This is a genomic window from Nonomuraea lactucae, assembly GCF_003313395.1.
GTDB classification, from domain to species: Bacteria; Actinomycetota; Actinomycetes; order Streptosporangiales; family Streptosporangiaceae; genus Nonomuraea; species Nonomuraea lactucae.
Window position 1 is genome coordinate 1 of sequence record NZ_QNFZ01000014.1, and the last position, 16,256, is coordinate 16,256.

Annotated in this window: 18 protein-coding genes, 1 tRNA gene and 1 pseudogene; 12 read left to right on the forward strand and 8 right to left on the reverse strand. The window is 68.5% G+C overall.

The window, feature by feature from the left end:
• From DQW85_RS00715 to DQW85_RS00740, 6 genes and pseudogenes are all read left to right on the forward strand, one after another.
• Positions 1-312 (forward strand): annotated as a pseudogene (locus tag DQW85_RS00715) (hypothetical protein); the annotation flags it as partial.
• Between the two features lie 444 nt (positions 313-756).
• On the forward strand, positions 757-1,272 hold the full coding sequence (locus DQW85_RS43985) for a hypothetical protein (protein ID WP_162794622.1): 516 nt from the start codon (positions 757-759) through the stop codon (positions 1,270-1,272).
• 207 nt (positions 1,273-1,479) lie between these two features.
• Positions 1,480-1,935, forward strand: a complete 456-nt coding sequence (locus DQW85_RS00725; RefSeq protein WP_205314771.1) for a MarR family winged helix-turn-helix transcriptional regulator — start codon at positions 1,480-1,482, stop codon at positions 1,933-1,935.
• Between the two features lie 69 nt (positions 1,936-2,004).
• Positions 2,005-3,447, forward strand: a complete 1,443-nt coding sequence (locus DQW85_RS00730) for a carboxylesterase/lipase family protein (RefSeq protein ID WP_113698552.1) — start codon at positions 2,005-2,007, stop codon at positions 3,445-3,447.
• A 664-nt stretch (positions 3,448-4,111) separates the two neighbouring features.
• Positions 4,112-4,408: a hypothetical protein gene (locus DQW85_RS00735; RefSeq protein WP_162794623.1), complete on the forward strand. Its 297-nt coding sequence runs from the start codon at positions 4,112-4,114 to the stop codon at positions 4,406-4,408.
• A 138-nt stretch (positions 4,409-4,546) separates the two neighbouring features.
• Positions 4,547-5,149 carry a tyrosine-type recombinase/integrase gene (locus tag DQW85_RS00740; protein WP_113698554.1) on the forward strand — a complete coding sequence of 201 codons (603 nt, stop codon included), beginning with the start codon at positions 4,547-4,549 and terminating at the stop codon, positions 5,147-5,149.
• Between the two features lie 84 nt (positions 5,150-5,233).
• On the opposite strand, the gene DQW85_RS00745 is transcribed toward DQW85_RS00740, so the two are convergent.
• A tRNA-Ser gene (locus DQW85_RS00745) sits at positions 5,234-5,322 on the reverse strand.
• Between the two features lie 223 nt (positions 5,323-5,545).
• Entirely contained in the window at positions 5,546-6,106 is a 561-nt protein-coding gene (locus DQW85_RS00750; protein WP_113698555.1) for a YceI family protein, read from the reverse strand.
• Between the two features lie 99 nt (positions 6,107-6,205).
• Here DQW85_RS00750 and DQW85_RS00755 point away from each other — a divergent pair, with 99 nt between their 5' ends.
• On the forward strand, positions 6,206-6,700 hold the full coding sequence (locus tag DQW85_RS00755; RefSeq protein ID WP_240196833.1) for a MarR family winged helix-turn-helix transcriptional regulator: 495 nt from the start codon (positions 6,206-6,208) through the stop codon (positions 6,698-6,700).
• Here DQW85_RS00755 and DQW85_RS00760 read toward each other — a convergent pair.
• Positions 6,657-7,163, reverse strand: coding sequence for a SigE family RNA polymerase sigma factor (locus tag DQW85_RS00760; RefSeq protein WP_113698556.1), 507 nt, complete (start codon positions 7,161-7,163; stop codon positions 6,657-6,659). The genes DQW85_RS00755 and DQW85_RS00760 overlap by 44 nt on opposite strands.
• A gap of 216 nt (positions 7,164-7,379) precedes the next feature.
• On the opposite strand from DQW85_RS00760, the gene DQW85_RS00765 reads away from it, so the two are divergent.
• Positions 7,380-8,327, forward strand: a complete 948-nt coding sequence (locus DQW85_RS00765; protein ID WP_113698557.1) for a hypothetical protein — start codon at positions 7,380-7,382, stop codon at positions 8,325-8,327.
• Between the two features lie 8 nt (positions 8,328-8,335).
• Positions 8,336-9,124, forward strand: a complete 789-nt coding sequence (locus tag DQW85_RS00770) for a MauE/DoxX family redox-associated membrane protein (protein WP_240196834.1) — start codon at positions 8,336-8,338, stop codon at positions 9,122-9,124.
• Between the two features lie 103 nt (positions 9,125-9,227).
• Here the strand turns inward: DQW85_RS00770 and DQW85_RS00775 are convergent, their stop codons facing one another.
• Entirely contained in the window at positions 9,228-10,400 is a 1,173-nt protein-coding gene (locus DQW85_RS00775; RefSeq protein WP_476703588.1) for an AAA family ATPase, read from the reverse strand.
• Positions 10,401-10,681: 281 nt separating this feature from the next.
• Here DQW85_RS00775 and DQW85_RS00780 point away from each other — a divergent pair, with 281 nt between their 5' ends.
• The 3 genes from DQW85_RS00780 (at position 10,682) to DQW85_RS00790 (ending at position 12,993) form a co-directional block, all read left to right on the forward strand.
• Positions 10,682-11,140, forward strand: a complete 459-nt coding sequence (locus tag DQW85_RS00780; protein ID WP_113698560.1) for a MaoC family dehydratase — start codon at positions 10,682-10,684, stop codon at positions 11,138-11,140.
• A 75-nt stretch (positions 11,141-11,215) separates the two neighbouring features.
• Positions 11,216-11,692, forward strand: a complete 477-nt coding sequence (locus tag DQW85_RS00785) for a SigE family RNA polymerase sigma factor (RefSeq protein WP_113698561.1) — start codon at positions 11,216-11,218, stop codon at positions 11,690-11,692.
• Positions 11,689-12,993 carry a hypothetical protein gene (locus DQW85_RS00790; protein ID WP_113698562.1) on the forward strand — a complete coding sequence of 435 codons (1,305 nt, stop codon included), beginning with the start codon at positions 11,689-11,691 and terminating at the stop codon, positions 12,991-12,993. The genes DQW85_RS00785 and DQW85_RS00790 overlap by 4 nt, the downstream gene beginning before the upstream one ends.
• Here DQW85_RS00790 and DQW85_RS00795 read toward each other — a convergent pair.
• From DQW85_RS00795 to DQW85_RS00810, 4 genes are read right to left on the reverse strand one after another with little or no spacing between them, the layout of a single operon-like run.
• Positions 12,974-13,219: a hypothetical protein gene (locus DQW85_RS00795; protein ID WP_113698563.1), complete on the reverse strand. Its 246-nt coding sequence runs from the start codon at positions 13,217-13,219 to the stop codon at positions 12,974-12,976. The genes DQW85_RS00790 and DQW85_RS00795 overlap by 20 nt on opposite strands.
• Positions 13,220-13,241: 22 nt before the next feature.
• Positions 13,242-14,813 (reverse strand): radical SAM protein, encoded by a 1,572-nt coding sequence (locus tag DQW85_RS00800; protein ID WP_113698564.1) that lies wholly within the window; start codon positions 14,811-14,813, stop codon positions 13,242-13,244.
• Positions 14,810-15,541: a prolipoprotein diacylglyceryl transferase gene (locus DQW85_RS00805; protein ID WP_113698565.1), complete on the reverse strand. Its 732-nt coding sequence runs from the start codon at positions 15,539-15,541 to the stop codon at positions 14,810-14,812. Before DQW85_RS00805 ends, DQW85_RS00800 begins: the two co-directional genes overlap by 4 nt.
• A gap of 1 nt (position 15,542) precedes the next feature.
• Complete coding sequence (locus DQW85_RS00810) at positions 15,543-15,794, reverse strand: hypothetical protein (protein ID WP_205314773.1); 252 nt, start codon at positions 15,792-15,794, stop codon at positions 15,543-15,545.
• Positions 15,795-16,256: the final 462 nt, after the last annotated feature.

Genomic DNA, 16,256 nt, shown 5'->3' on the forward strand with positions numbered 1-16,256 from the left:
GTGGGCGGGGTGCTCGACCTGGTCACCGCCGAGCTGGTGCGGGAGCTCCGGTCGCGCACGGAGGTCGAGGCGCTCATTGCAGCGCCGCGGACCACACCGGCGCCGATCCCGATCGTCGACGTGCACTTCCGGCTCGGCGGCGGAGTCGTGCGGTTCTTCTCGGTCGTCTCGACCATCGGCACACCGGTCGACGTCACGGCACAGGAACTCCGCATCGAGGCGTTCTTCCCCTCGGACGACGACAGCGCCGAACGCTGGAGCGCCGATGATCCTTCCTGTCCCGCGGCGGCGCCCTCTCGCCACAGCTCCTGAGAACTCGCCATGTGCTCCGCCAGATCGTCTGAGAATGCCAGATCGGGTGCGAGCCCACAGGCCGGATCTCAGACGCGCTACGGGGGCCGCCGTGTCCTGGTCTCCCGCAAGTGGTCGAACAAGACCCTCGCCGAGCACAAGCAGGACGCCATGCCCTGGAGGCTCTCGGCGAGCCGAACGAACCAACGGACCCACACCGCTACGTCTGGAAGCCCGTCCCGGCCAAGGAGGCTGGGTCACCATCGGCATCAAACCCGACGGGTCACCTGATCGTCGCCACCGGATGGCAAAGAGACCGGCCAGGTCACCAGATGGCTGCGCGCACGTTGGTCGCGTGGCGATCTTGCTCAACCCTGGGGCTGCGCAGCTCAAGAAACGGACTGCCCTCAAGGTGGGCGACAGTGAACGTCGGTCTGCGAGATCGCGAGAGCATATGCTGTGGCGGTGCCCAGTGAGTTATTTACAGCCGTGATTGCCGGGTTGGTCTCGTTGGTCGTGGCTGTCGGCACCGTGACGGTGAGCATCTCAACGACCCGGGCGACACTGCGGCGAGACCGGGAACGTCAAGAAGCTGAGTTCCGGCGGATGATGACCAATCGGCTCTACGACCGACGGGTTGCAGTGTATCCAGCGCTCTTCGCCGCTACCGCTGCGTTTCGCCGCTCGAAGCTGGCAAGCGCCCCTGACGTCAAGGCTCACCTTCAGTCGGCCGTCGCAGCCGTCGACGAACTCCACGCTGGCGAGGTGGGGTTACTTCTCTCACCTGAGGGGCACGAGGCGTTGTTGCGGCTCCGGAAGAGTGTCGGGACCGCCATCACTGCTGAGTCTGACGACGACCTTACGGCCGCGATTCACGATGTGTGGCTCTGCAAGAATCGGTTACGGGCGTCTCTCCGTACTGACCTTGGACTGCTGTTTGACGGAGAGCCAGCCTCGCCGCCCGCTTCTTCCCCTGCCTGATCTTCCCGTCTGCCGGTGCGACAAGGGCGGCGGTTACGTCCGGGCCGTGCAAGGCGGTGGCTCACAGCTACCCCATCAAGCGCTGAGCGCGTCGTTCCTGTGGACGGACATGGCCGCCGCGACTCAACAGTGCGCGGTTGACTCCTCACCCAGAAAAACGTTACGGTCGTTAACGTTATGAGCATTAACGAATCTGAAGCTGAGATTGTGGAGGGCCCGCCCGAGGAGCTGATCAGATGGACCGGCTTCCTGCTGAACTGGGTCGCAGCCCACGCCCATGAGGCTTACGAACAGGTCGTGGCGCAGGTCGGGCTCAAACCGCAGCACCTGGGCGTGCTCATCCAGATCCAGCAAGGCCCGATGATCCAGGCACGGCTGAGCGACCGGCTGAAGGTGTTCAAGCCGGTCATGGTAACCCTGGTGAACGAACTGGAGGCGATGGGCCTGGCGGAGCGGCGGCCGCATGCGGGCGATCGCCGTGCCGTGGAGGTGCACATCCTTCCTGCCGGCCTGGACAAGGTCCGGGAAGTCGAGCGGCTCAGCGACCAGGCCTCCGCCGACTTCTTCAGCCCGCTCGACTCAACGGAGCAGCAGACCCTGCACGGCTTGCTCACCAAGCTGGCCAAGGACGGCCCCGCCGGCCCCTGGCAGGGCCTGCGCTGAGGGAATCGCCTCGCCGTCAAGCCACCCCAGGCCGACCGGCTCCAACGACTCATGCTCGAAGGAGACACATTGCACGACACCGTGAAGACCCAGCGAGGCCTGGTTCGTGGCCGCACCCACGACGGCATCGTCGCGTTCAAGGGCATCCCGTACGCCGTCGCACCCGACGGCGCGCGACGTTTCCTGCCACCGCAGTCTGCGGCGTCCTGGAACGGGGTGCGAGAAGCCGCCGTCTTCGGCACTGCTCCGCCGCAACGACCGCCGGCGCCTGGGATCCCGGCGGTGTGGCAGCCCGGCGACGGTCTGGACTGTCTGACGGTGAACGTCTGGACCCCGGCTCCCGGAGCCGTGCGCCTTCCGGTGATGGTGTGGATCTATGGCGGTCAGTGGATCCACGGCGCCTCGTCGATGCCGCACTACGACGGCTCGGTCCTGGCCGGGTCCGGTGTGGTGGTGGTGACCTTCAACTACCGCACCGGATTCGAGGGCTTCGGTCACTTGCCCGGCACGCCCGACAACCGGGGCCTGCTGGACCAACTCGCCGCGCTGGCGTGGGTCCAGGACAACATCGCCGCCTTCGGCGGTGATCCAGGCAATGTCACCGTCTTCGGGCACTCCTCCGGCGGTGCGTCCGCCGCCCTGCTCGCCGCGGCACCCGCGGCCGCCGGCCTGTTCCGGCGGTGCCTCGTGCAGAGCCTTCCCGCCGGATACCTCAGCGCCCCCGAAGCCCAGGGGGTCACTGAACGGCTCGCGGCAGCCGTCGGAACCGCCCCCACCAGGGATGCCCTCGCCGCGCTACCCCCGCAAGCCCTCCTCGGGCTTCCGGACAGACAGTTGACCGCCGGGCGCCCGGGCAGCGCGTTCGCCCCGGTCATCGACGGCGACCTGGTCACCGCACCACCCTGGCAGGCTCTCGCCGACGGGCGTGCCCGCCACATCGACCTGCTCTGCGGCTTCACCCACGACGAATACCGCGGCTTCCCACCCACGGCCGACCCAGCAGCGGTCAACCTGGAGGCCGTCGCCGCTCACTTCGGCCTCGCACCCGACGCCGCCTCGGCCTACCGCGCCGCCCACCCCGACAGCACCGGCGCCGAATTGTTCACGACGCTGATGTCCGACGCCCTGGTGCGCATGCCGACCACCTTCACCGCCGAAGCACACTCCCGGACCGGCGGCCGCACCTGGTTGTACGACTTCGCCTGGCAAGGACCGATCGGCGCCGCCCACGGCGTCGACCTGCCGTTCGTCTTCGGTCTGCCCGACACCCGCTACGCCGCCCGCCTCCTCGGCACCCCGCCCCCCACCGGCTTCGCCGCCCTGTCCCACCAGATCCGCACCGCATGGACCACCTTCGCTGCCACCGGCGACCCCGGCTGGCCACCCTTCGTCGCCCACCTCGGCAACACCCGCGTCTGGGACACCACAGTCACCGACACCACCTACCCTCTGCCGGACTCCCACCGCCTCTGGAGCCGGACGAATGTCCTCGCCGGGCGAGGTTCGGGATGACCCCAGTTCGGGGCGGACCCTGAACGTCTGGCCGGACGAACCCGCGAAGCAGGCCGACGTTCGCGACGGCAGGGTGCACAACGCCCGGCGCACAGGGGCACAACCGAGCGGTACACCCACGCCGGGACCCTCCAGATGAGGGACGCCAGAGACCGCATGGACTCGGCCCTCTGGGCTCGGCCTAACAGGCGACTGCAACCCAATCTGCTACTCACAGCCCCCCAGAGATCGAAAAAGGCCCTTCCCGCAAATTGGGAAGGGCCTTCGACGTGCGGAGGATCGGGGATTTGAACCCAGGATGGTGTTGCCACCAAACCGCATTAGCAGCTCGGATCTCGCCCGTTCAGAGCAGTTCAACCTGGACCACCGGGTGTGGCCGTCCCGTCTGGAACGGCATGAGACGGCGCTGGATTGCAACTAGAGCTCCCACTACGGAACGGGCTGCTGGATGCTCCGAGGCGACGTGGTGGAAGGCAGGCGGACGACGGACTACTAGAGCAGGAAATCGCCGTGGCGCGCGAGGTGGTGGCAGCTGTGGCCGATCTACGATTGGAGCGCGTATCAGGCTGCGTTTGACGCGTGCGTGTCTCCGCTGTGCGGCGCCTTAGGTGATCTAGCATGAGACTGTCAGTATTTACGGCAAAGCGAAAGCCGGACCATGTACATGATGCGCGAGGTCTTCCAAGCTGAACGTGGGAAGGCGCCGGAGATCGTGGCGGCATTCAAGATCCTCACCGGTGCGTTCGAAGAGGCGGGGTACACAAATCGGCGAATCTACGTGGATTATGCGGGCCCTATGGACACGGTCGTCTGTCAGTGGGAATTCGACAGCTTGGACCAATACTTCGCCATGGAGCGCCAGGCCTTTGTGAATCCGGACGAGAACACGCAGGCAATGATCGACGCCATGAACAACAACGCGAAATCCGGCTACAAAGAGATCTACGAGGTCATCCAGTAGCGGACGAGCCCTGCAGGCGTAGCACCGCGGTGCCCGCTGGTCGGTGGCGCTGGCTCTCGGCATCCGCCAGGGCGAGGCCCTTGGGCTCCGCTGGTCGTACATCGACATGGACACCGGCGAGATCCGCGCCTGGTTCCAGTGCAGCGCCAGGAATGGCGGCACGGTTGCGACGACCCCCACGCCTGCGGCGAGAACTGGCACCGTCGGCCGTGCCACAAGAAGTGCAAGATCCACGGGCACCGGCCGACCTGTATGCCGGGCTGCGCCAAGCCAGGCCACGCCTGCTACAGGCGGCCCTGCCTCAAGGACTGCACCGGCCACGCCGACAAGTGCCCAAAGCGGAGCGGCGGCGGCCTGGTCTTCCGCCAACGTAAAGGTAAGAGCAAGCTCACCCTCCAGTGCCCGCCCGAACTCCTCGCCCAGTTCAAGGCACACCGCGAGATCCAGGATGCCGAGCGCCAGAAGGCGGGGGAGCGCTGGGAGGATCACGACCTGGTCTTCGCCACCAAACACGGCACACCCATCGAGCGCACCGAAGACTGGAAGCTTTGGAAGGTCATCCTCAAGCAGGCCGGCGTCCGTGATGTCAGGGTCCACGACGCCCGGCACACCGCCGCGACACTCCTCATCGAGCAGGGTGTGAACATCTGGGTCGTACAGCAGGTTCTCGGCCACACCCGAGTCACGACCACCGAGCGCTACACCCACGTGTCCACACCGCTGATGCACGACGATCCGTAGCCGTTGCAACTAGCACTGCGACTATGGGAAACCGAAAGATCAAAAGGCCCTCTCCCCAAAAACGGGACGAGGGCCTTTCACCTGCGGAGGATCGGGGATTTGAACCCCGGATGGTGTTGCCACCAAACCGCATTAGCAGTGCGGCGCCATAGACCTGACTAGGCGAATCCTCCTGGAAGCCATGTGGCTCAGGACAGCGTACCGGCCTTCTGGCGAGGCGGCAAAGCGGTTCCCGCGCGTGCCTCCCAACGGACCCGCGCGTGCCCCCCGACGAACCCGCGCGTGCCCCCCGACGGACCCGCGGTGGGAATCCGAGGAGGTTATCCACCGCCTGTGGGTAACCTCCTGTGGACGAAGCCCGCCCGGTTCCAGAACGGGCTTTCGACTGTGGATGAGTCAGGCGGGGTTGGCCTCGCCCTCGATCTCGATCTTGACCTTCTTGCCCACCAGCACGCCACCCGTCTCGAGGGCCTGGTTCCAGGTCAGGCCGAAGTCCTCGCGGTCCAGTTCGGTGTGGAGGGAGAAGCCCCATACGTCCTGGCCCCAGGGGTTCGTGCCGGCGCCGCCGTACTCGACCGTGAGCTCGACCTCCTTGGTGACGTCGCGGATCGTGAGGTCGCCGGCGACGGTGAACTCGTCGTCCGACTGGCGAACCACGCGCTTGCTCTGGAAGGTGATCTCCGGGTACTTCTCGACGGCCAGGAAGTCGTCGCTACGCAGGTGGCCGTCGCGGTCGGCGACGCCGGTGTTGATGCTCTCCGTCTTGATCGTGAGCTGGGCGGACGACTCGAGGGGGTTCTCGGCGATGGTGACCGAGCCGCTGAAGTCGCCGAAATTTCCGCGTACTTTGCTGACCATCATGTGCTTGACGACGAAGCCGATGCGGGTGTGGGCCGCGTCGAGGTTGTAGGTGCCGGGGGCGGGGATGGTGAGGCCTTCCCAGGTGCGGACGGTCATGGTGGCTCCTCAAGAGACGAGTACTTGCCCTACGGATATTTGCGTTAACAGATATCTACATGAGGAATATTCCTCACGTCAACTATCGTCGGTTAGGGTGTGAGTGTGAATCCCATCGACGACCCCCGGCTCACCGCCATGGGCCTGCTGGCCGAGGTCCACGCGGGTCTGGTCGCCCGGATGCAGCCGGTGCTCAGCACGGCGGGCCTGTCCGAGATCGACTTCGAGACGCTTCTCCGCCTGGGCCGTTCCCCCGGCGAACGGCTGCGGATGACCGACCTCGCCGCCCAGACGGGCCTGTCCACCAGTGGCGTGACCAGGGTCGTCGATCGCCTGGAACGTGACGGTCTGGTGACCCGCGTAGCCTGCACCGCCGACCGGCGTGCCTCCTATGCGGCGCTCACCGACGCCGGCCGTGAGCGGCTCACGGCCGTCCTGCCCCTCCATCTCGCCGACATCCAGCGGTGCTTCACGGGTTTGCTCGCCGACGAGCAGCTCGAGGCGTTCCTGGAGGCCCTCCGTACGATCCGCGACGTCGTACGGCCCTGCGCTACGGCCGGGGCGGCGGAGAGCAGATCCCCAGTTCGGTCCTGAGCTTGGCCATGGCGCGCGACACCGTGCTCTTGACCGTGCCGACGCTGATCCCGAGGGTGCTGGCCACCTCGGGCTCCGTCATGTCCTCGTAGTAGCGCAGCACGATCGCGGCCCGCATGCGCTCCGGCAGCCTGCTCAGCGCCCGTTCGAGCCGCTCGTGCACCTCGCCGTACGCATCGGACTCGCAGGCCACCTCCGGCAACTCGTCGGAGGGGTACTCCTCGACCTTGCGCCGCCGCCACTGCGAGATGTTGATGTTGACCATGGCCCGCCTGACGTAACCGTCGAGCGCCCCGCGGTCCGTGATGCGGTCCCAGGCAAGGTATGTCCTGGTCAGAGCGTTCTGGAGCAGATCCTCGGCGTCCAAGGGATGTCCGGTCAGCTGATGAGCGGCGCGCAGCAGGGCGGGCCCGCGGGTCAGGACGTACTCGCGGAACTCCTCTTCACCTTTGGTGATCTGCATCGTGGCCAGAATCGCAGCCTGATGCCCTGTTAGGGCTGAACCCGAATTCATGATTCGGCCCGCCGACGACAAAGGTCCGTCAAGGTCGGTGGCGGTTTGTACGACGCCGGATGTCATGTCCTTCCCTTGGGGATGCGTATTTTGCTCCCTAATGAGATGTGCCCGCGCGCCACGCGCGAAGTCGTGTGACGCTATAGGAGCGAGGAGGAGGGGTGGATGGGCTATCCGAGCGTTGAGCGCCGGCGGATGCTCGCGGCGGCGGCGTTGGGGCGGGAGGCCGGAGCGCCGGGCCCCGAGCCGTCGAGCGGCGATCCGTTACGCGCCGTCGCGGGGGAGATCCGCGACATCAGCCCGCATCTGGTCATCATCGAGACGCCCGAGGGCGGGGAGGAGCGGCTGGTCATCGCCCCATGGGCCACCGCCTGGCACGGCCGCGACACCACCCCCGCCGATCTGCCCGCCGGCGCCCGGGTCATGATGCGCACCTGTCGCGAGGGCAGGGTCGTCGAGCGGATCTGGGCCGACACCACCCGGCTCACCGGGACCATCCTGTCCATCGAGGGTCGCAAGGACCTGACGGTCCAGCTCTCCTGCGGCCCGCACCGGGGCCGCCGGACGATCGTCATCCCCTACCGGGCCACCGGCCGCATCCAGGTACGCCACCCCAAGCTGGAGCCCGGCTACCTCTTCGACGCGATCGGCGTCCGCAAGGACGGGACGTGCCTGGCCCTGCTGCCCGCGACCTCCCAGCCCCCCTACGCCGCGAAGGCCGTGCCACCTCCGCCGCCCGCCTACGCCGGGGGCCAGCCGCGCGTCTCCGGGACCGCGACCTGGTCGGACGCGTTCGACGACGGCGAGCGCGGCGTCGCCTACCCGATGGTGGAACGTTCTGACGCCGGATGTCCCGACGCCGAGGTGTCGTGCGCCGGCCTGCCGTACCTCGCGGTGGGGTCGCTGCTCCAGGTGAAGAACGTCTGCGCGGACCGCTCGGTCAACGTCCCGATCGTCGCGTGCGGTTGCGTGGCCGGGCGCTTCTGCGATCGTTGCGTGGAATGCGGTACGTCGCCGCGCGGCCGGATCGCGGAGCTTTCGCCGTCGTCGTACGTCGAGCTCGGCGGCGACCTGGTCAAGGGGTGCTTCAACGCTCAGATCGGATTGGGGTGACGCTGGTGGTGGCATCGCAGCTACCGGTCCTGATCGTGCTGCTCGTCCTCGGGACGGTGGCCAAGCTCGTCACGGTGCGGTCGGGTGGCGAGCCGGGGGCGCTGTCGAGGCTGGGGCCGGCCGTGCTCGTTCCGGGGCGCATGCAGGCACCGGCGCTGGTGGCCTGCGCCGTGGGGGAACTGGTGCTCGCCGTGGGGCTCCTCGTGACCACCGTGCCAGTCTTCCGGTGGGCGACGGTCATGTTCTTCGCGCTCTCCACGTACGTGCTGCTGGAGCTGCGCAGGCGGCGGCCCGACGCGGGGTGCGGGTGCTTCGGCGAGGTCAGCGCGGCCCCGGTGGGCATCCGCGCGGTCGGCAGGACCGTCGTGCTCACCGGCATGGCGGTGATGACCGTGTGGGCGGAGGTGCCCGGATGGGTGGCGTTCGCGCGGCCGTCGTGGTTCGTCGCCGCCGGGGTCGGTCTGCTGGCGCTGCTGTCGCCGGAGCTCGAGGAGATGATCGACCGGCTCCGCTACCGCGCGCCCTGCGAGCAGCGGCCGGCGCCCGCCGAGGGCGTCGCGCTGTCTCGGCTGCGGGGGAGCGGCCCGTGGCGTACGCACCGGGACCACGTCGCCGCGGCGGAGCCGTACGACAGCTGGCGGGAGCTGTGCTGGCGGTTCTTCGCCTTCCAGGGCAAGGACGGCGGCGACGTCGTCTTCGCGGTCTATCTCAGCGGGAGGCGCCCGGCGGTGCGGGTCGCCGTGGTCAGCCCGGAGGACAGCGGATCTCTGCCCGCGTATACGCCTGTATCGGCCTGACGCTAGACAGCCGTAGATTTCCCTCGACGGGCATGGCGATATGGCTCTATTGGGCTGTCTAGCTTCCCCACTAGACAACCCAATAGAGGACTAGGGGTGCCGGCTAGATCGGTTGCGCACGTAGGAACCTCCCGAAATGTGGCACGGTGAACGCGATCTGGCCGCGCTCGGCACTGTAGATCAGCCCCTTCTTGATGAGGCTGTCGCGGGCGGGTGACAGGCTGGACGGCTTGCGACCGAGGGCGTCGGCCACCTCAGCCGTGGAGACCGGCTCGTCACCGATCTGGGCCATGGCGTGCATGTAGTCGCGCTCGGCCGGGGTGGCCCGCTCGTAGCGGCTGCCGAAGAAGCCCACCGCGAGCTCCTCCTCGGCCTCGGGAGCGGAGACCTTGACGTCGTCCACCGTGATCGGGCTGCGTGGCGCCAGATCCCACGCCACCTTGCCGTAGGCCTGGACGAAGTAGGGATAGCCGTCGGCCGCCTCGTAGAGCGCGTCGAGGGCGTCCTGCGTGAACTCCACCTGCTCCTCGCGCGCGGGCAGGATCAGCGCCAGGTCGGCCGCTTCGCGGTCGAGCTTGTCGATGCGCGCGTAGCGGAACAGCCGCTCCGAGTAGCTCTTGCTGGCCGACAGCACGCTCGGCAGATGCGGCAGCCCGGCCCCGACCACGATCAGCGGGCCGCCCGACTGGGACAGCTCGTGGCAGGCGGCGCAGAGCGCGGAGACGTCTGCGGCCTGCACGTCTTGCATCTCGTCGATGAAGAGCGCGATGCCCACGCCCAGGTCGGTGGCCACGCTCGCCGCGTCGACGAACAGCTCGGTGAGGTCGATCTCCAGGTCGCCGGAGTCGGCGCGGCCCCGGCTGGCCGGCACCTCGATGCCGGGCGACCAGTGCGAGGTGCCCTTGGCCGCGGCCGGATCGCGCATCGCGAACGCCTTGAGCACCCCGAGGAACTCCTCGATGCGCTCCGGCGCCCGGTGGCGCGGGGCCAGCTCGCGGATCGCCATGTGCAGGGCGGCGGCGACGGGACGGCGGATCGACTGGTCGGGCCGGGCCTCGATCTTGCCCGTGCCCCACAGCCGCTGCATCGCCATGGACTTGAACGTGTTGAGCAGGACGGTCTTCCCGACGCCACGCAGGCCGGTGACGACCATGCTCCGCTCGGGGCGGCCACGGGCCACCCGCTCCAGCACGACCTCGAACTGCTGGAGCTCGCGGTCGCGCCCGGCCAGCTCGGGAGGACGCTGCCCGGCTCCGGGGGCGTAGGGATTGCGCACAGGGTCCACGCTCTCGGACTTTATTGCGGGATATAGCGGCCGTCTTAGATTTGGGCAGAAAGCGCTACGGCGTGTCCGAACAGGCGAGGGCGCCATCACAGTCACCGGACACACCCCCTCTCACCAGGCCGAACCTCTGTTCGATTCGCTACCGAGAACTGTAGCGCGGACTCGAACACGCATGCGATGGTTTCGGGTAAAGATCTTCGCAACCCCGCGCCCGGCTGCTCATCGGATGCCGAACTTGGCAGGCGTACCGCGAGCCCAATAACGTTCGCCCCATGCGGACCTTCGCGAACGTACAGGAGCTCAAGTCGGCCGTCGGTGAGACGTTCGGCCCCACCGAGTGGCGCACGGTCACCCAGGAGCAGGTCAACCTCTTCGCCGACGCCACCGACGACCACCAGTGGATCCACGTGGACGTGGAGCGGGCCAAGGAGGGCCCGTTCGGCGGCACGATCGCGCACGGCTACCTGAGCCTGTCGCTGCTGCCGTCGTTCATGATGGAGCTCCTGCGCGTCGAGGGCATCGCCATGGGCGTCAACTACGGCCTCAACAAGGTCCGCTTCCCGAGGCCGGTGCCGGTCGGCGCGCGCGTCAGGGCCTCGGGCGAGCTGAGCGACGTCAAGGGCACCCCCGCCGGCTACCTGTCCAACCTCAAGGTGACGATCGAGGTCGAGGGGGAGCGGCGCCCGGCCTGCATCGCCGAGACGCTCAGCCTGTACATCCCGGCCGAGTAGTCCTTCTCTTCCGCGTGCTCTTCCCCGTGCTCTTTCCCGTGCAACAGAAGCGCCCGCCCGCCGGTCCTTGGGTTCGTGGACCATACGGCTGATTTCGATGAGTTCGTCCGAGCGCGGGGCGAGGCGCTCCTGCGGTACGGCTACGTGCTCTCCGGAAACTCGGAGGACGCCGCCGACCTCGTTCAGGAGGCGCTAGCCAGGCTGGGTGACGCCTGGCCGCGCGTCCGCAGGAAGGACGACCCGGAGGGGTACGTCCGCACGACCATGGTCCGGCTGCACATCAACGCCTGGCGGCGGCGGCACCGGGAGGACCTGGTCGCCGCGGTGCCCGAGCGCGGCAGGTTCGACCACTACGGCGACGCCGACCTCTGGGCCGAGCTCCAGGAGCTTCCCCGCAAGCAGCGGGCCGTTCTCGTGCTCCGCTACTACGAGGACCTGCCCGACGAGAAGATCGCCGAGGTGCTCGGCGTCTCCCGTGGGACCGTGCGCAGCCAGGCCTCCCGTGCCCTGGACAAGCTCCGGATCAAGCGAGTGCTGCAGGAGGCGCGATGAGAAGCGAAGAGGACCTGATCCGGACCCTGCGCACCGCCGCGGACCAGGTGCGTTCGGACGGTCTCGCGGGCGCGGTGGCCGCCCGCAGGCGTGCCCGCCGCATCAGGCAGCGGGTACAGGTGATGCTGGCGGCGGCCGCGGTCGTGGCGGTCGCGGGCGGTACGACGGCCGTCCTGTCCAGCGGGGGCGGGCAGGCGGGGCCGGCTGTCACCGTGACCTCCGGCGAACCATCGAGGTTGGAGGTCCAACCTGCGGCCGAGGTCTGGCCCAAGGCGGTCTTCAAGATGCCCGCCAAGGCCGCCGACGGCTGGAAATATCGCCCGATAACCGGCATGAGCCCAACTGAGGTGCTCCTCATCGCCGAGTCCTCGTTCGAGAAGGCGGGGCGGCTGGAGGTGTACGACTCGGCGGCCAAGAGCGCGCGCGTCCTCGGTGACGTACCGGCTCCCACGAACGTACGGGGCTACTACGCCCAGAACTTCGAGGTCGGCGAGAAGCACATCGCCTGGTACGGCGAGACCCCCAACAACGGCGACAAATGGGCAGATTTCTGGATCATGCCCAGGGAGGGCGGCGAGGCCAAGCAACTGGGCGAGGTCACCGGCTCGATGGCCGAGGTGGAGCGCATCGGCGTCACGGACGACTCCGTCGTCTGGTCGGTGCGGTCGGGCGGCGTCTACCGCGTGCCGCTGACAGGCGGCACGCCTCAACGCATCGCGGGCAGCGACGGGCTGCACCTCCTCTCCTGGCCGTGGGCGGGTGACCGCACTCGCCGCGGGGACGTCACCAACCAGCACAGGCTGGTCAACCTGGAGACCGGCGAGTCGAAGGACGTACAGGTACCGGACGGGGCGAAGGGCATGAGCTGCCTCCCCGACTGGTGTTTCGCCATGACGAAGGAAGGGGTGATCGCACAGCGCGTGGACGGCTTCGTCCGGAAGACGCTGCCCAGTGAGCTCACCCTGATGGGGTCCGACGACGACCGGCTGGGCACCCGGTTCGCGCTCCTCTCCGGACACGACAGCACTCCGGTGTCGGAGAGCACTGCGCGGTCGATCGTGTTCGACGCGGCCACCGGCCTCAAGGCAGGCGTCGGCAAGGTCTGGCCGAACGGCGCGAGCGCCCTGGGCAGAGGCGTCTCCTCCTCGCCCACCACGATCATCTACTGGGATGAGGACCGGGAGCACTACGACGTGTGCGGGTCCGAGGGGGAGTCGAAGACGTGCCAGTCCAAGGAGCGGGGCGGCGGCAAGGAGTTCACCGTGCTGAACCTGGCGGCCGTCACAACAAAGGGTGAATGATCGCGGCCACCGCCACCACCCCCAGCAGCCCCAGGTAGGCCAGCACGAGCCGGGTGTCCCGGAGCAGGCACTTGCTCCGGGACAACCCGGCTCGCCGCGCCTTCCAGTAACCCGCGAACCCCAGCGCCGCGAACCCCAGCACCGCCCACGCCCCCAGCAACCAGGCCAGCAGCGCGACCGTCGCATACACGCACAACCGCAGCGGATCGTAGGGCTCGGCCTTCACGTGACGACCTCCAGCGGCGCTTTCATGTGACGACCTCCAGAGGCAGGCGTGCGCGGGGTTCGGAGGCCACCGCGGACAGCCGCTGCCCCGCCAGCCGCGGCCACGCCTGCACCGCACAGAACGGCGCACACTGATCCCGTGCCTGATCGGGTGCTCGCCCGGCCCGCGTGCCGACGTGCACGCAGCACTGCGTCAGCCGCTCCTCGATCATCGTCGAGATGTCCATGAACGGCTTCACCGTCACCCGCACCACTCGCTCGCCCAGCATCCTGCGCAGCTTCCTGCGCCCGCCGGGCAGCGCCGACGAAGCCAGCGTGAGCAGGGTGGCCACGCCGAGGTCGCAGTTCTCGCAGATGTCGCGCCACAACTCGCCGATCCGCGGATGCGACAGCGACGACTGCTCCGACAGCAGTCCGAGCAGCGACTCCTGTACGGCCAGCCGCAGCTCGCGCGGGATCTCGCTGTCGGCGATCCGGTTGGACACCAGGCCGAGGTTCGCCTTGAGCCGGTCGTGCCCCATCAGCGCCACCAGCGAGCGCCACTGCCGCGCGTCGTCGCGGATCAGGTAGCCCACCGAGCAGCAGTGCGGATGCGAGCAGGGCAGAGCCGTGAGGTCGCGCCACGTGACCAGCCCCCCGGTCTGCGGGCCGAGCCGCCCGAGCACGCCCGTGTGGGTGAGCCGGTCCATCGGGTCGATCGGCCCCGACCTGCCCGAGCCGAACTGCGGCTGCAGCGACACGCCGCCGACGTACGGGGTGTCGAGGGCCAGCCGGATGACGTCGCCGATCTCGCCGTCGTTGACGCCGAGCGCCGCCGTCATCACCAGCGTGGTGAAGATCTCGCGTTCCGACAACCGCTGCACGGCCTGCGCCTTGAGGCGTCGCAGGTCACCGCCGCGGTGATGCTTCGACGCCTCGGCCGAGCTCCCGTCGTACTGCAGGTAGACCTCGACCCGCTCCCTGTGCTCGGTCAGCAGGTCGAGCAGGTCGTCGTCACGGGCGATGAGCACGCCGTTGGTGTTGATCAGGATGCGGGTGACGGGCCGCCGTACGAGCTCGCCGAGCAGGTCGGCGAGCTCCGGATGCAGGGTCGGCTCGCCGCCGCTCAGCATGAGCACGTCGAGCTTGCCGTTCTCGCGGGCGAGGCGCTGGTCGACGTTGGCGAGAACCTCGGCCACCGGGACGACACCGCTCAGCTCGGGGGAACTGCCGGTGAAACAGGTCGGGCAGCGCAGGTTGCACGCATCGACGATGTCCTCCAGCAGGATGCACGTGTGCTGGGTCTGCATCTCGGGCAGGCCCTGCAGGTACGCGGCGGGCACCGGCGCGAAGTTCCCGGCCACGTCCGGGATGTGCTGCTTCGTGGGAGCGGTCCATTCCTCCAGGTACGCGAGGATCTCCGGGTCCTCGTCGTACAGCGTCCGCACCAGGCCGTGCTCGCGGCACCCGCGCTCCAGCCACACCCTGCCGTCCCGAACGGCCAGATAGCCGCTCAGCCGCTCCACCCGCTCCAGGTCCTGGCCGTGGCAGTGCGGGCAGAAGGCGTTGACGTACCTCAGGATGCGGTCTCCCCGCAGTCCCATCCCAGTGCTCATCTGACGACCTTCCGCCGGAAAAGGGCATCGTAGTAGCCGCGTCGCCACCCGTACCCGACCCTGATCCCGAGCAGCAACAGGCCCGGGACGAGAAACCACTGTGGCCGCGTGAGGTCCAGCCAGACGGTCTCGTTCGCCCTGGCGAACTCGACCGCGAACCGGAACACCGCGTACCCGGCCAGGTAGAGCGTGAACAGCTCGCCCGGCCGGCTGAGCCTGCCGCGCGCCCACACCAGCGCGCCGAACGCGGCCAGGTGGAACACGATCTCGTACACGAACGACGGGTGCATGGCCTGCCCCACCAGGCAGCCGGGACACTCGGGCGTGGTCGCGGGAGCATGCACCCCCCACGGCAGATCCGTGGGCCGCCCCGGTGCCTCGGTCAGATGGCAGCCGATCCGCCCGACCGCCATCCCCAACGCCACCGCGGGGGCGAACAGATCGCCCGTCCGCTCCTTGTAGCCGATGATCCTCTTGGCCACCAGCACACCCACGTACGCCCCGGTCAGGCCGCCGAGGACGCTCCGCGAGCCGTACAGCCAGAGATCGGACAGATCAAGCGTCTCCAGCCACCCGGCCAACCGCATCCCGATCGCCCCACCCACCAGCGCCCCCGTGACGGTGACCAGCGACTGCTCGTTGAGCGCCCCCCGCCGCCGTGCCTCCCGTACGAACACCACAGAAGCGACCAGCACCCCAAGGCCCACGAAAATCTCATGCAGTGGCATGTCAGGCGTACAACTCCGGATTGAGCCCCGTACAGAACCCCGCCGAGACGATCGACCACAAGGCCCACCCGATCATCAGCCCCAGCCCCAGCCCGGTCGCCCACGGCCGCCGCACGAACAACAGCCCGGTCCCTGCCCCCAGCCCCACCAGCGCCAGCACCACGGCCCCGGCCGCGACGAACCCAGCGCTGGTGCCGCTGTTCTGCTCCATGGACGCGATGACGATGAAGAACCCGACGACGACATTGATCACGCTGTAGACCACAAACCCGACAAACGCCAACCCCACCACCACCCCAGCGGACCCGCCCCCGGAACCAGGCGCAGGCCCCGGCGGCACCCCCCACCCACCGGGCGGCATCCCTCCAGGCGGCACGCCCCCCGCCCCACCAGGGAGCCCACCCACTCGCGGTGGCACGTCACCCGCTCCGGCGGGGGATCCGCCCACTCCCGGCGAATCGCCCTCCACTCCGGCCGGACCCCGACCCGGGCCCGGCAGCGATCCACCTTGACCCGGCACCACCCCATGACCAGCGGGCGACACCTCGCCCTGCCCAGGCGACCGCATGTCACCTGGAAGCGCATCGCCCCGCCCCTGCCCCTGCTCCGGCCCACTTTCGCCAGAGGCCGACCCGATTCCGTCCGGAGAATCCGGTGGTGGTGGTGTGTTCATCTACGTGAGCTCTCCCTGATCCGAAGCCAGGCTAGGGGTCAG

Excerpts from the sequence above, each read along its gene's own strand:
- DQW85_RS00760 (WP_113698556.1), bottom strand. The coding sequence starts at position 7,163 with ATGCAGATCACCAAAGGTGAAGAGGAGTTCCGCGAGTACGTCCTGACC.
- DQW85_RS00805 (WP_113698565.1), bottom strand. The coding sequence starts at position 15,541 with ATGCCACTGCATGAGATTTTCGTGGGCCTTGGGGTGCTGGTCGCTTCT.
- DQW85_RS00750 (WP_113698555.1), bottom strand. The coding sequence starts at position 6,106 with ATGACCGTCCGCACCTGGGAAGGCCTCACCATCCCCGCCCCCGGCACC.
- DQW85_RS00735 (WP_162794623.1), top strand. The coding sequence starts at position 4,112 with ATGATGCGCGAGGTCTTCCAAGCTGAACGTGGGAAGGCGCCGGAGATC.
- DQW85_RS00800 (WP_113698564.1), bottom strand. The coding sequence starts at position 14,813 with ATGAGCACTGGGATGGGACTGCGGGGAGACCGCATCCTGAGGTACGTC.
- DQW85_RS00780 (WP_113698560.1), top strand. The coding sequence starts at position 10,682 with ATGCGGACCTTCGCGAACGTACAGGAGCTCAAGTCGGCCGTCGGTGAG.
- DQW85_RS00765 (WP_113698557.1), top strand. The coding sequence starts at position 7,380 with ATGGGCTATCCGAGCGTTGAGCGCCGGCGGATGCTCGCGGCGGCGGCG.
- DQW85_RS00790 (WP_113698562.1), top strand. The coding sequence starts at position 11,689 with ATGAGAAGCGAAGAGGACCTGATCCGGACCCTGCGCACCGCCGCGGAC.